At 35.4% G+C, this 14,029-nt stretch carries 11 protein-coding genes; 3 read left to right on the top strand and 8 right to left on the bottom strand.

Features of this window, described 5'->3' with window-relative positions; translation table 11 throughout:
- Positions 1-40: 40 nt before the first annotated feature.
- The 3 genes from NHF50_RS07395 to hemB form a co-directional block, all read right to left on the bottom strand.
- On the bottom strand, positions 41-2,614 hold the full coding sequence (locus NHF50_RS07395; RefSeq protein ID WP_252775536.1) for a phosphoenolpyruvate carboxylase: 2,574 nt from the start codon (positions 2,612-2,614) through the stop codon (positions 41-43).
- A gap of 39 nt (positions 2,615-2,653) precedes the next feature.
- Positions 2,654-3,757 (bottom strand): DNA-processing protein DprA, encoded by a 1,104-nt coding sequence (dprA, locus tag NHF50_RS07390; protein WP_109568863.1) that lies wholly within the window; start codon positions 3,755-3,757, stop codon positions 2,654-2,656.
- Positions 3,758-3,965: 208 nt separating this feature from the next.
- On the bottom strand, positions 3,966-4,964 hold the full coding sequence (gene hemB / locus NHF50_RS07385; protein ID WP_109569100.1) for a porphobilinogen synthase: 999 nt from the start codon (positions 4,962-4,964) through the stop codon (positions 3,966-3,968).
- 45 nt (positions 4,965-5,009) lie between these two features.
- Here hemB and NHF50_RS07380 point away from each other — a divergent pair, with 45 nt between their 5' ends.
- The 3 genes from NHF50_RS07380 (at position 5,010) to NHF50_RS07370 (ending at position 10,183) form a co-directional block, all read left to right on the top strand.
- Entirely contained in the window at positions 5,010-7,619 is a 2,610-nt protein-coding gene (locus NHF50_RS07380; protein WP_252775535.1) for a DEAD/DEAH box helicase family protein, read from the top strand.
- A gap of 69 nt (positions 7,620-7,688) precedes the next feature.
- Positions 7,689-8,315, top strand: coding sequence for a hypothetical protein (locus NHF50_RS07375; RefSeq protein WP_245896555.1), 627 nt, complete (start codon positions 7,689-7,691; stop codon positions 8,313-8,315).
- An 8-nt stretch (positions 8,316-8,323) separates the two neighbouring features.
- Positions 8,324-10,183 carry a DUF4836 family protein gene (locus NHF50_RS07370; protein ID WP_252775534.1) on the top strand — a complete coding sequence of 620 codons (1,860 nt, stop codon included), beginning with the start codon at positions 8,324-8,326 and terminating at the stop codon, positions 10,181-10,183.
- A 50-nt stretch (positions 10,184-10,233) separates the two neighbouring features.
- Here NHF50_RS07370 and hemF read toward each other — a convergent pair whose 3' ends face one another.
- From hemF to NHF50_RS07345, 5 genes are read right to left on the bottom strand one after another with little or no spacing between them, the layout of a single operon-like run.
- Entirely contained in the window at positions 10,234-11,166 is a 933-nt protein-coding gene (hemF, locus tag NHF50_RS07365) for an oxygen-dependent coproporphyrinogen oxidase (protein WP_252775533.1), read from the bottom strand.
- 35 nt (positions 11,167-11,201) lie between these two features.
- Positions 11,202-11,561 (bottom strand): four helix bundle protein, encoded by a 360-nt coding sequence (locus tag NHF50_RS07360; protein WP_109569095.1) that lies wholly within the window; start codon positions 11,559-11,561, stop codon positions 11,202-11,204.
- A 23-nt stretch (positions 11,562-11,584) separates the two neighbouring features.
- Complete coding sequence (hemE, locus tag NHF50_RS07355; RefSeq protein WP_109569094.1) at positions 11,585-12,610, bottom strand: uroporphyrinogen decarboxylase; 1,026 nt, start codon at positions 12,608-12,610, stop codon at positions 11,585-11,587.
- Between the two features lie 43 nt (positions 12,611-12,653).
- Positions 12,654-13,313 (bottom strand): uroporphyrinogen-III synthase, encoded by a 660-nt coding sequence (locus tag NHF50_RS07350; RefSeq protein ID WP_252775532.1) that lies wholly within the window; start codon positions 13,311-13,313, stop codon positions 12,654-12,656.
- Position 13,314: 1 nt separating this feature from the next.
- Positions 13,315-14,022 carry a TrkA family potassium uptake protein gene (locus NHF50_RS07345; RefSeq protein WP_109569092.1) on the bottom strand — a complete coding sequence of 236 codons (708 nt, stop codon included), beginning with the start codon at positions 14,020-14,022 and terminating at the stop codon, positions 13,315-13,317.
- Between the last annotated feature and the right edge of the window lie 7 nt (positions 14,023-14,029).

Raw genomic sequence — 14,029 nt, 5'->3', positions numbered from 1 at the left:
TAAAATAACTGCCTCTGTTTTACTGTATCTTATCAATCAACTATGCTGAGTTTCTACTCGCATTGATATTTCCGAAGAGTGACCGTGTTACAATTTTTTCATATATCGCTATCTTATCAGCATTTTCTTCCGGAGACTCTTTTAATTCCTTGATTTTTAATAAGGCAAACTGTTGAATCGTTAGTAATGGCAATACAATTTTTTCCCGCATAGCAACAGAAGCTTTACTGTCCGGATAATTCTCCATTAATTCCTTAAAGCCTGACAATTTTAACAATAAGCGCTGGGTTTCTAAGAACTCATCATATATCAATTGCCAAAATGCTCCAAACTCAGGATCTTTTTTCATATAAGCCGTTAGCGGAAAGAAAGATTTACTTAAAGCCATCATACTATTCTCGATCAAAGTTCTGAAAAACAAGGAAGAATGATACAATTGCTCTACTTCTTCCCATCGATTGCTATTCTCAAAATGAGCTAAAGCAGTTCCCACTCCGAAGAAACCGGGAACATTTTGTTTCAATTGGCTCCAGGAACCTACAAAAGGAATTGCTCTCAGATCATCTAAATTCAACTGAGCAGATTGTTTCCTTTTTGACGGACGGCTTCCGATATTCGTTTTAGCATAATAATTCAATGTACTCATTTGCTCCAGATAAGGAACAAATTTAGGGTGCTTTTTAAAATCAATATATTTTTGATAGCTCACTTCAGAAAGTTCCTGAAGTACATTTTCTTCCTTGGCTGTCAATTCATTTTCATCACTATGGAATACTTGATTATTGGCTCCGGCACTCAAAAGATTTTCCATGTTATAACGACTGGAATCCAGAGTCCCGAAATTAGCGCTTATGGTTTGCCCCTGAACTGTAAGCTGGATTTGCTTGTTCTCAATTTTCGGACCTAAAGAAGCATAGAATTGATGTGTTTTTCCTCCTCCGCGTGCAGGTGGTCCTCCTCGCCCGTCAAAGAAAACGACTTTTATATTATATTTTCTGGAAATAGCCGTCAATGCCATTTTAGCTTTATAGATACTCCAGTTAGCCATTAAATACCCGCCATCTTTTGTACCGTCAGAAAAGCCAAGCATAATACTCTGTTGGCCTCCTCTTTTTGCTAAATGTTTCGAATACACAGAATTCGTATACAAACGTTCCATTACTTTATCTGCATTCATCAGATCTTCTACCGATTCAAATAAAGGCACTATATCAACTGTAGGATTTTCCCACCCTGTCAAATGAAACATCGCCAGAGTTTCCATTACATTCAAAGCGCTTTCATTATTGCTGATAATGTAACGATTACATCCTAATTCTCCGTTTTTGTCCTGAATAACTTTAACAGCTTTTATCGAGCTGATTGTTGCTTTGGTCATTTCATTATCAAAATCATATTCCTGAAGGTTTGCTTTTACATTGGACAGAATTTCAATTTTTTCAACTTCATCCAGTTCGTCATAATCTTCAGGAAAGATTGCAGGAACATGGGAAATAATATCCTGAAAAACCTGCTTATGAATTTTACTGTTCTGACGAATATCTAAGGTTGCGAAGTGGAATCCGAATACATTATACCTATTGATTAACAAATCGATTTCATCCACATAAAGCGATTGATGTTTTTCTACCACCAATTTTCTGATTTGCTGTAATGACTCTAAAAATTCATCTTTTGTAATATAAATGTTTCCACTCGAGTAGAATACCGAACGGTATAATTTATTTTCCAGTTCAGCTACTAAAACATCAACACCGGAAAAAGTTAATTTTCTTTTCAGTTTTCTAACATCTAAATAATAGCACTTCAAAATAGAGGTTCGCAATCGGTCTGCTACTTTTAATGTGATCTCAGTAGTAACAAACGGATTCCCGTCCCGATCTCCTCCGGGCCAAAACCCTAAGTTTAAGAGGTCATTGGACAGACCTTTCCCTTTTGTAATATTCTTTTGAATATATTGCATCATTTCACCGATTGTATGGTAAAATACATTTTCTAAATACCAGATCAAACTTACCGCTTCATCAAAAGGTGTCGGTTTTTCTTTTTTGATAAAAGGAGTTTTACCTAACTGAGCCAACAATTCTTTTATTTTATTGAGGTCATTGACTTTAACAGCTTCTGTCAAATCTGTTATGATACCCAAAACCGAACCCGGATAAAACTGTGTAGGGTGGGCTGTCAGTACAACTCTCACTTTGAAATCTTCCAGAAAATCATTTAGCTCCTGAAGTTTAGAACGCTGGTCAGCATTTTCTTTCATATCACGAAGTGATCCTCTTCCTTCAAGGTTGTTCACTACTGAAAAAGCAGCATCTTCAATTGCATCAAACAACACTACCTGTCGTTCAACATATTGAATAAATCGCAACATCAGGCTTATTTTTTGGCCCTCAGTAGGGTTATCCAAATACTTGCTTACAAACGCATTAAAAATTTCATCAGGGCTCATATTGCTTTTAAACCCCTGCTCGCAGACTTCAGAAAATAGCGGCAATAAAACTCCGGTATTATTGATCTCATCGAATGGGAGTGTAATGAATATGCTGTTGTAAATATTGTATTTTGAGGCGACGTTTTGATTAAAACGTTCTAATTTAGGTAAAGAATACATAGCTTTCTTTTTGAAAAAACATTTAAAGGTAACGATTTTTTAAATGGCTTCAAAAGATTTTCCGGGCAAAGGCTTTACGACTCCTTTCAATTCCATATTCAATAAGATTCCTGACAATTTAAAAACAGGTATGCCACATATTTGAGAAAGACTATCCAAGTGCTCCCTCCCGTTACGAAACAAGAAATCATATACTTTTTGTTCCTCAGGCGTCAGAGAAACAAATAATTGTTTTTGAACAGGTTTAGGTTCTTTCTTTTTAACTTCCCAATTAAGCATGTAGACCAAATCTGCTGCCGATGTTAACAATTGTGCTCTTTGTGTTTTAATAAGATGATTACACCCTTGACTATACTTATCTCCCGCTCTTCCCGGAACAGCAAATACTTCTCTGTTATAATCATTGGCTATCTGAGCCGTAATGAGTGAACCTCCTTTTTCTGCGCTTTCAATTACAATAATGGCCTCGCTTATTCCGGCTACAATACGATTTCTTTTAACAAAATTCTCTCTGTCCGGTTTTGTATGTGTCCAAAACTCCGTTAGAAAACCTCCTTTCTGTTCCATTTTTACCATATATCTTTTGTGATTTTTAGGATATATCTGATTTAAACCGTGTGCCAGAACACCTATAGTTTGTAAACCATGATCCATCGCCATCTGATGTGAAAGGATGTCTACTCCATAGGCAAATCCACTAATGATTGTGGGATTTAACGGTGCTAAATCTTCAATAAATCTTCTGGTAAAATCAGAACCATAAGTTGTCATTTTTCGCGTACCGACAATACTTATCAGTTTTTGCTGTTTCATTTCTACATTTCCGGATTGGAACAAGATAACCGGAGCATCAAAGCAATGTTTCAATCGTTCCGGATAGATATCATCTTTGTAAAACAGAACTTTTATTTTTTCCTGCTCCAGAAAAAATAATTCCTTTTCTGCTTTTTGAAAAACTGAGGGGTTCTTTAAATTTTCGATAAGTAGTTTCCCTACCCCGTCTATTTTTGCCAATGTTGTCTTTTTGGCTTTAAAAACTTCTTCAGCAGTGTCGAAGTTTTGTAATAATCTTTTTGAGATCACATCTCCTATTCCTTCCACTTGCAATAAAGCAAGTGTAAAGAACAAATCGTTCTGTTGCATGGCGTATATGAATTAATTGGCTTATAATGATACAAATATAGAATTAAAATTCTATAAAAAAACAAAAAGTCCCGAAAGGATTTCGGGACTAGATGTTCTTGATAAGAAATAAAATTACTGCTATTAACCGTAACAAATATAGGTGCTATATTTGTTAAATTGGATACAGAAAAAATGTATATTTTGTTAAAGTTTTGGTTTGAGCAATTTATTTTGAATTCAGCAAAATAGCCGCTTCTTTGGCAAAATAGGTTGAAATTAAACTGGCTCCGGCTCTTTTAATACACATTAGCTGTTCCATCATGATTGTATCATGATCCAGCCAGCCCTTTTCTGCTGCTGCTTTAATCATAGCATATTCTCCGGAAACATGATATACTGTTACCGGAACATTCACTGCATTTTTTACTTCTCTAACTATATCTAAATATGCCATCCCCGGTTTTACCATAACCATATCAGCGCCTTCTTCTACATCCCAAAGGGCTTCTTTAATAGCTTCAATACGGTTAGCATAATCCATTTGATAGGTTTTCTTGTCTTTCGGAACTTTTACTGTTGCTTCTTTCGGAGCACTATCTAATGCATCACGAAACGGACCGTAAAAGGCTGAAGCATATTTTGCCGAATAACTCATAATTCCGACATTCTGAAAACCGGCTGCATCTAATCCTTCACGTAACCGCAATACACGACCGTCCATCATATCACTAGGTGCTACAAAATCGGCTCCGGCCTGTGCGTGTGAAACAGCCATTTTAACTAAAGCTTCAACTGTTTCATCATTCGCAATATCGCCATCTTTAATGATCCCGTCGTGACCATAAATGGAATACGGATCTAAAGCCACATCTGGCATTACGATCATTTCCGGACAAGCTGCTTTAATTGCTCTGATTGTATTTTGCATTAACCCATTTGGATTCCATGCTTCTTTTCCGGTATTGTCTTTTAAGTCTTCACTGACCTTTACATAAATATTAACGGCTCTGATTCCCAGAGCAAATAATTCTTTAACTTCTTCAACTGTCAGATCAATAGATCTTCTGTAAATTCCGGGCATTGACGGAATTTCTACTTTTACATTTTCGCCTTCGGCAATAAACATGGGAAACATAAAATCATCCGGACTTAAAGTAGTTTCGCGAACTAAACTGCGAATGCTTTCGTTTACTCTTAATCTTCTGCCTCTGTGTATTGGGAACATAATTCTTATATTTGGAGAACAAAGTTAAAAAATATATAAGGTAAAATGCCTTTCAAAGAACTAAAGTTTTGTTATAATTGGAGAAGCTACCAAGAGCAGTTTTTAGCCGATTTTCAATCTCATATACAAGATAATCACTTACATGTAATTGCGCCTCCGGGTTCCGGAAAAACAATTTTAGGAATTGAACTAATGCGAAGGGTCAATAAAAGAGCCTTAGTACTTTGTCCTACTTTAACCATACGGAATCAATGGCAGGATCGGCTACAGACTTTTTTTATGAACGGGTGTTATTTTGAAGCATTTTCCTTTGATATTGCTAACCCTTCAAATGTTACTTTTTCAACCTATCAATCGCTTCATTCTTTTTATAAGAAGTGTGCTTCTAAAGAAGAGTATTTTAACTTCTTTCAGGAAAACAATATTGAAGTTTTGATCTTGGATGAGTGTCACCATCTCAAAAGTGAATGGTGGAAATGTTTATACGAACTGAAGGAAAAACATCAGCAAACCATTGTAGCTTTAACAGCAACTCCTCCTTATGATAGCGAAGCACTGGAAGTTCATAAATATTTTAAACTATGCGGTGAAATTGATGATGAAATTGTAGTTCCCGACTTGGTTAAGGAAGGCGACTTATGCCCGCATCAGGATTATGTTTACTTTTCTGAACCCGAGCAAAAGGAAATCGATTTTATTCTTGATTACAGAATGAAAATCGCCTCTTTTTTTGACGCTATGAGCACAAATGAGGCTTTCATTAATTTTGTAAACGAGCATCGTTTCTTAAAGGAAACGGATAAAAACCTTACTGCTATTTATGCCAATCCGGAATACCTTTCCTCTCTTTTAATTTTCCTGAACCATTGCGGAACAAAGCTTTCTAAAAACTATTTTCTCCTATTAGGGTTTAAGAAGACAGAAAAAATAGAGATTCCCGCTTTTGATTTGCCATGGGCTCAGATTTTATTGCAGAACCTATTAATCAATGACAGAAAAAATCTGGAAGCCTATGAATCTTTATTGGAGAAAACGGAACAGGAAATACGAAAAATCCATGCTTTTGAAAATAACACTGTTGATTTTGTCGGAACCAAGACTCTTTATCGTTCGTTAGCTAACAGCATCAGTAAATTAGAAAGTATAATTAGTATCCTGAAAAGCGAAAATACCACTTTAAAATCTGATTTACGAGCTGTTGTATTAACGGATTATATCAAAAAAGAATTCCTTGATGTTCCTGAAGCTGAAATCCATAGCATTAACCGCTTAGGCGTTATTCCTATTTTTTATCGTTTAAAAGGTGAATTGCCCAAAAACAAAATTGCGGTACTTTCCGGAAGCATTGTTATCATTCATAAATCGTTACAAAATTCACTTAGCGAAAACATTAGTTTTTCTACTTTAAAAACGGATGAAGAGTACATTGTTCTCAATGCCGGAAATACCTCTGATAAGATTGTCCGAACAATTACGCAACTCTTCGAAGAAGGTAAGATTACCATACTGATCGGCACAAAATCACTTTTAGGAGAAGGTTGGGATGCCCCTTCTATAAATACTCTGATCTTAGCTTCCTTTGTGGGTTCTTTTGTTTCTTCCAATCAAATGAGAGGCAGGGCTATACGAACATCAAAAGACAATCCTGATAAAACCGGGAATATTTGGCATTTAGTATGTTTAGACCCTACTGATAGTAAAGGCGGAAAAGATATTGAAACCTTAAAACGTCGTTTTGATTCTTATGTAGGCATTTCAAACGATGAGAAAGTTTACATTGAAAGCGGAATAGATCGTTTAAACCTCCCTTTTGAATACAATGCTTTCAACCTAGAGGAATTTAATCGCAATACCTTATTACAATCCGGTCAGAGAGATCAAATGAAAGAGAGATGGAACAACGCTATTCGGCTAGGTTCTTCTTTATCGAGAGAAATAAAACAATATTATCCGGGAGATAAACCCTTTCAAAAGGAAAAAGAGCAAAAATTTAAAGATGTTGTCAAGTATTCGGTCGTAGAGCTAACAGTTTCTCTTTCTTTATTTTTGCCTCAATTCTTATTAAAGAACCTGAACATTTTACTCACCAAAGGTATTCTTACCTTTGTTTACTCTCTTTTAACAGCTCTTGGACTAACCTTTGGCATTAAATCGTATAAAGCCGTTAAAGCTTATATCCAATTTGGTTTTTTACACAAAGACATCCTGAAGATCAGTCAGGCTCTTTTAGCCTCCATGTGTGAAACTGGCTTTATCAATACTCCCGAAAAAACTATTGTTCTGAATTCGTCCGTTAATCCTAAAGGAGACGTTATTGTTTCTATTAAAGGGGTTTCTGATTTTGAAAGCGGTTTATTCATAAAAGCATTAGAGCAAATTTTAGAACCGATACAAAACCCGCGTTATTTAATTATAAAGACCAATTGGTTTCGAAAAAATTTTGAGATCGAGAATTATTATTCCGTACCGGACATTTTTGGCGACAAAAAGAAAAACTGTCAGCTTTTTGAAAAACACTGGCAAGAAAGAGTAGGTGAATCCCGATTTTATTTTACCCGTCACTTAAAAGGCAGACGATTATTACTCAAAGCCCGGATGTTTCATATTAGTAATACCTTTAAGGAGACCACCAAAAAAGCCGTGATCTGGAATTAGAAGCTTTATCTTTCCTTAAAAGTGTTAGAAATCTCTGAAAAATACTCTTATTTTTGCAGCATGAAAAAAATGATCACTCTTTGCTTGTGTTTGCTGTTAACGGGTTGTTTCCAAATCACGGAAAAGATCAAACACAATAGTGACCAAAGCGGTGAATATAGCTTAGTTGTTGATTTTTCTGATTCATGGTTGAGAACCAAATCGGCTATTTTTTTAAAAGAAGTGGATGGTGTAAGTATTCCCAGCGAAGAAGAGATCAAAGAAAAACTGACCCAATTCAGAGCAAAAGCTTCCAAAATAAAAGGAATCTCAAAAGTGACAACGTCTTATGACTTCAGCAATTACATTTTCAAGATCCGTTTTTCATACGCCTCTGTTGAATCGTTAAATGCTGTTTTAAATTCCATCAATCAAAATCATAAAGGATTCATTCATTTTAAAAATAAGCAAGGAATTTTTGAACGTATTGCTTCTTATCCTATTCCCGAAAACCTGATAGAAAAAGAAGATAAGAAAGAAGACCTGTTAAAAGCTAATATTGTAGCTGTTTATACATTCGATGAAAATGTTGCTTCTGTTCAAAATCCTGACTCTAAATTATCCAAAACCAAGAGAACTGTTTTTTTAAAACACAACATCTGGGATGTGTTAAAGAACAATGATCTAATGAACAATACTATTCGTTTTACACCTTAATTTTTTATATGAAAAAGTTATTTTATTTTTTAGTTGCCCTTCCTGTCGTCGCTTTTAGTCAGGTAAAAAAAGAAAACTACGATTATTTTGTACAATTCAACACGCCTCAATTGAACAAAAAAGTTGATCTTGATCAATTGTTCACTCACAAAGCTTTTAAAGAATTCAACAAAGAAAACGCTAATATTAAATTAAACGATTTTATTTCTTTTATAGATAAAGAAAGAGCGATCAGTATTCATGGTAATTTTACGGACAGTATTCCTTATTATCAGGTTACGATCCCTTTAGCTCAGGTTGAAAAGTTTGAACAGTTTTTGCAAAACAGAACACAAAAAAAAGGAGATTCTATCCAGAAACATGCAACTTATGCTATGGTTACATCTAGATCCGGTTTCACTATGGCTTGGGATTCAAAAAATCTGGTTGTTTTCGAGTTATTGAATATTCCGAATTATAACACTAATCCTTATTCATATCAGTATGATGATTATAATGACGATTACTATGAAGAGGAGGAAGAGGTTGTTGAAGTTGAGATAGAAGAATATGATGAGGATACACCCACAATCAGAGAAGGAGAAATATTACCGCCACCACCACCAACAGAAGAAGAGATTGGAAATTTAGCTGAAGTTGAGCCTTATGATGAAGACTGGGAATCGGAAGAAGTTGTTGTTGAAGATGATGAATATGATGATGATTTTTATCAAGATTACAGAAAAGAAAGAGAGCAAACTCAGGAAGAAAAAATAGCCAAACAAGAAGCCTTGGTTGCTCAAATGTTTGAGAAAAGCTTTGTTGCTCCTACTTCTGCTAAAGTCAATGCTAAAGCAGATATCTCTTCATGGATCGATTACCAATCGGTTTACAGTCAAGTGAGCAGTCTTTACTCCCTTTTCTCTACATTCACTCCTAAAGCTAATGTGCCTTCAGACTATGCTATTAAAGGAATGGGAGCCGATTTATACTTTGAAAACGGGAAAGCTAGAATGGAACAAACTGTTGAATACACAGAAGCTTTAGCTAAAATCATGTCAAAAATAGTGCGCAGAAAACCAAATAAAAAAGCTTTTAATCATTTTCCGAAAAACGAACCTTTAGCATATTTAAGCTACCATATCAATACTGCTGAGGCTTTGAAAAATTACCCAAAAATAGCAGAACAAATGTTATCAAGTTTACCAGTCGAAAAACAAGACGTTGATATCATGATGGACCTGATCACTACATTAATCGATGAGGAAGCAACGGCAACTTTATTTGACGGTGACTTTACTTTGTTTTTCCACGATATGGAACAATATGAATACAGCTACACCAGTATTGAATATGATGAGGATTACCAGGAAACAGAAGTAGAAAAAACAATCACTAAAAACAAACCTGTTTTTTCTATGATCATAACATCTTCTCATCCTACTATGAGCGAAAAACTTATCAATTTGGGGGTTCGCAAACACGCTTTAACTCCTGAAAACGGACACTATACTTTTACAGACGAAGAGTTAGGAGAAGTAGCCATACTCAGAGACGGTGCAGTGCTTGTTTTTACAAATGGACTTGAGTATCTAGGAGATAATGCTCCATCTGCTTTTGCTAAAAAGGTTAAAAAGAATGTATCTTCTAATTACTGTTTCGGAAATTTTGACATCAATCGTTTTGTAAAACGTTATTTAATGAATGAAGATTTCGGAAAAGACACTGCTACTATTTTAAAAATAAGTGATCAGGTTAAAAACTTTCAGGTTAGTGCTTCTAAAAAAATAAAGCACAACAAAATGAAATTGGAAGCTGAACTTAACTTTACTTCTCAAGATCAAAATATCATTATTCAGACTTTAGATTTAATAGACTATCTGAAATAAGAAAAAGAACTTTTAAAAACAAAAAGAGCAGTTTAAAAACTGCTCTTTTTTTATACCCAATCTATCGGACTGGCTAATACTTTTATTAACTTTTCTTCTTCGCTTCCGACCTCCGGATGATGGTTGTACACCCACTGAACATGTGGCGGTAAACTCATCAATATACTTTCAATCCTTCCGTTAGTTTTTAAACCGAATAGAGTTCCTTTGTCGTATACCAAGTTGAATTCTACATAGCGTCCGCGACGAATTTCCTGCCAGGTTTTGTTGGCTTCTGTATACGGCAACTCTTTTCTTCGTTCTACTATTGGCAGGTATGCGTCCAAGAAGCTATTTCCGACTTCGGTTACGAAATTGTACCAGTCTTCCATAGACATTTTTGTATCGGTTTGCTTCGCCAATTCGCTATTGCTCGTGTCTTTTAAATAGTCAAAGAATAATCCACCTATGCCGCGTGCTTCATTTCTATGCGCATTCCAGAAATATTCATCACACTTCTTTTTATACAAAGGGTAAAATTCAGGATTGTGTTTGTCACAGGCTGTTTTACACGTTTGATGAAAATGCTTCGCATCTTCTTCAAACAAATAATAAGGCGTTAAATCTTGTCCGCCACCGAACCATTGGTTGATGATCTCTCCTTCTTCATTGTACATCTCAAAGTAACGCCAATTCGCATGAACGGTTGGCACCATCGGGCTTTTAGGATGGATAACCAAACTCAATCCGCAAGCAAAAAAATCAGCTTCACCCACACCGAACATTTTTTGCATGGTATCGGGTAATTTTCCGTGAACGGCTGAGATGTTCACACCGCCTTTTTCAAAAACGTTTCCGTTTTCAATAACACGCGTTCTTCCGCCGCCGCCTTCCGGTCGTTCCCAAAGGTCTTCCTGAAATTTGGCTTTGCCATCACTATCTTCTAAACCTTTACAGATCTGATCTTGTAATTGTTGTATGTAGGCGTAAAATTGGTCTTTCATTTTTTAGTTTACAGTTTTAAGTTTACTGTTAACAGTCATAGTGTTGATGAAATTTTACTAATTAATGAAGCTAACATTCTTTTAATTTCATCTATATTTGAAAGTATTTTCTTTGAAATTTCAAGTTCTAAATAGTTCAATTCAGCAGAGAGAAATAGTAAATACTCTAATTCATGAGCTGAACCAGATGAAATATACAAAAATCGAATAAGCTCTTTTTGTGTTTCTCTCCCGCAACCCTCTGCAATATTAGTAGGTATGGAAACAACAGCACGATTGATTTGTGAAATCAGATTAAACTGTTCAGTTTTAGGAAAATTTGAAGTTATAGTGTAAACATCTAAAACCAATTGATGTGATTTTTGCCAAACAATATATTTCCTATAATCAATCATATCTGTAAACTTAAAACTGTTAACTATTTATTATACTCCTTCACCGCTTCAATAAATGCTTTCGCGTGATCCACAGGAATGTTTGGTAAAATACCATGACCTAAGTTTACGATGTAATTGTCTTTTCCGAATTCGTCAATCATTTCGTGAACCATTTTCTTGATCGTCGGAATTGGCGACAACAAACGACTTGGATCAAAATTACCTTGTAATGTAATGTTTCCACCTGTTAAATAACGGGCGTTTTTAGGCGAACACGTCCAGTCTACTCCTAAAGCAGATGCTTTTGATCTTGCCATTTCATTTAAGGCAAACCAACAACCTTTTCCGAAAACGATCACTTTGGTTTCCGAAGCTAAAGCTTCAACAATTTGGTTAATGTAATACCACGAAAATTCCTGATAATCAGTTGGCGACAACATTCCACCCCAAGAATCAAAGATCTGAACGGCATTAACCCCGTGTTTCACTTTTTCTTTTAAGTAAGCAATAGTGGTATCGGTAATTTTTTGCAATAATAGATGTGCTGCAACCGGCTCTGAAAAGCAAAATCCTTTTGCTTTATCATAACTTTTTGAGCCTTTTCCCTCAACTGCATAGCAAAAGATAGTCCATGGAGAACCTGCAAAACCGATCAATGGAACTTCGTTGTTCAACATTTCTTTTGTCATGTCAATAGCATCCATTACATAGCCCAAACTTTCATTGATATCCGGAATACGAACCTGTTCTACATCTTTCATCGAACGAATCGGATTCGGAATGATCGGTCCTATCCCGTCTTCTAATTCTACATCAATTCCCATAGCTTGCGGAACCACTAAAATATCAGAGAATAAAATAGCTGCATCGGGCTTTACAATACGAATTGGTTGCACCGTAATTTCTGACGCTAACTCAGGGGTTTTACAACGCGTAAAGAAATCATACTTTTCACGTAATGCTCTGAATTCGGGTAAATATCTTCCTGCCTGACGCATCATCCAAACCGGCGGGCGTTCTACGGATTCGTTATTTAAGGCTTTTAAGAATAAATCGTTTTTTATCATCTTTTAGGATATAAAGCTGTAGTGTATAGCATACAGCACGGTTTTAATTATAATATTTAATTACAGCCTCCATTACGTTTTCGACTGTAGGTTGATTAGCTATTTCAATATTTTGCGTTCGGTTTTCCAACGCTTTTGCTGTTGTTCTCCCGATACAGAAGCACATCTGGTCATCCAGTATATTTTCTTTTAAGAAGCTTTCAACTGCTGACGGACTGAAGAACAGAATAGCATCTGTTTTTATGTTTATTTTATAGGGTTTTAGTGCTGTTTCATAAACCTTAATTTCATTAAAGCTTATTCCGTTCTCCGTTAGTATTTCCGGTAATTCTTTTCGTCGTAAGGAACCACAAAAAAACGTAAAACTTTGATCGCTGTATTTTTTAAGAATTAACTTTCCGAGCTCTTTAGCATTTCCGGCTTGATCTGAAACTTTAAACCCTTTTTTCTTTAAAAATTTCTTTGTCTTCTTACCTACACACAAACATTCTTTCTCTAGTATAGCTGTACGTTCTTTTTTATTTTGCAATACGCTTTTTACGGCATTCTTACTGGTAAATAACATAATATTGTTACATGTTTCCAGTTGAAAACGAATGGGTTTTACTTTGATAAAATTCCTTTCAATAATCAGAAAACCTGAATTCTCAAGTACAATTTTATTCTTTTCAGAAAGTTTTTTTGTGGATAAAACGGTTTTCATTTTATTTTCTGATCTCGTGCTCTTCCTGTCCTAAACAATAATGTTCGATGTCTTTATTGTTTCCGTAAACTACCAGAATATCTCCGGGCTCTATTTTAGTGTCAGAATTAGGTCTGCCGATAGACTCTTTAATGATATTCTTTTTCCCGATTAAATTTCGTTTTTCTCTTTTACGTATAATGGTGATCAATGTCAAATGGTATTTGTCCACTGTATCCAGTTCTTCTACCGTTCTGTTGAAAAATTCCGGTTTTGCCAATACTTCTGAAATCGTAAAATTATCATCGAGCTGATAGTTTTCTAATGTTGACTTAAAATTGATCTGCTTTGTCAAGCGGTCGGCACTATCCTGTTCCGGATGAATGATATTCTGAATTCCCATTGCTTCCAAAACCGTATCGTGAATAGGCGATAATGCGCGGCTTATGATCTTTACATCGCTTAGCTTTTTAATGATTGCCGTTGTAATGATTGCTGCTCCTTCATTTTCTCCTATCGCAACGACAACTTTGTCCGAATCTTTCAAAGGAACTGCTTCGTAAGCCAATTCATTAGTAGAGTCCATACAAATAGCATGAGAAATTTTATCTTTAACAAGATTCACTTTTTCCATGTTTTTGTCAATCCCTATCACTTCATTTCCGGTTTCCGTCAAACTTAAAGACAAAGACATACCGAAATTTCCTAAACCAAAAACAATGATTTTCATATCTATT

Origin of the sequence: Flavobacterium sp. NRK F10 (assembly GCF_024054235.1) — a bacterium.
GTDB classification, from domain to species: domain Bacteria; phylum Bacteroidota; class Bacteroidia; order Flavobacteriales; family Flavobacteriaceae; genus Flavobacterium; species Flavobacterium sediminis.
This window is presented reverse-complemented; position numbering and strand designations above follow the sequence as displayed.

Coding starts and splice junctions, on each gene's coding strand:
- NHF50_RS07380 (WP_252775535.1), top strand. CDS start 5,010: ATGCCTTTCAAAGAACTAAAGTTTTGTTATAATTGGAGAAGCTACCAA.
- NHF50_RS07370 (WP_252775534.1), top strand. CDS start 8,324: ATGAAAAAGTTATTTTATTTTTTAGTTGCCCTTCCTGTCGTCGCTTTT.
- NHF50_RS07345 (WP_109569092.1), bottom strand. CDS start 14,022: ATGAAAATCATTGTTTTTGGTTTAGGAAATTTCGGTATGTCTTTGTCT.
- hemF (WP_252775533.1), bottom strand. CDS start 11,166: ATGAAAGACCAATTTTACGCCTACATACAACAATTACAAGATCAGATC.
- NHF50_RS07360 (WP_109569095.1), bottom strand. CDS start 11,561: ATGATTGATTATAGGAAATATATTGTTTGGCAAAAATCACATCAATTG.
- dprA (WP_109568863.1), bottom strand. CDS start 3,757: ATGCAACAGAACGATTTGTTCTTTACACTTGCTTTATTGCAAGTGGAA.
- hemE (WP_109569094.1), bottom strand. CDS start 12,610: ATGATAAAAAACGATTTATTCTTAAAAGCCTTAAATAACGAATCCGTA.
- NHF50_RS07375 (WP_245896555.1), top strand. CDS start 7,689: ATGATCACTCTTTGCTTGTGTTTGCTGTTAACGGGTTGTTTCCAAATC.
- NHF50_RS07395 (WP_252775536.1), bottom strand. CDS start 2,614: ATGTATTCTTTACCTAAATTAGAACGTTTTAATCAAAACGTCGCCTCA.
- hemB (WP_109569100.1), bottom strand. CDS start 4,964: ATGTTCCCAATACACAGAGGCAGAAGATTAAGAGTAAACGAAAGCATT.
- NHF50_RS07350 (WP_252775532.1), bottom strand. CDS start 13,313: ATGAAAACCGTTTTATCCACAAAAAAACTTTCTGAAAAGAATAAAATT.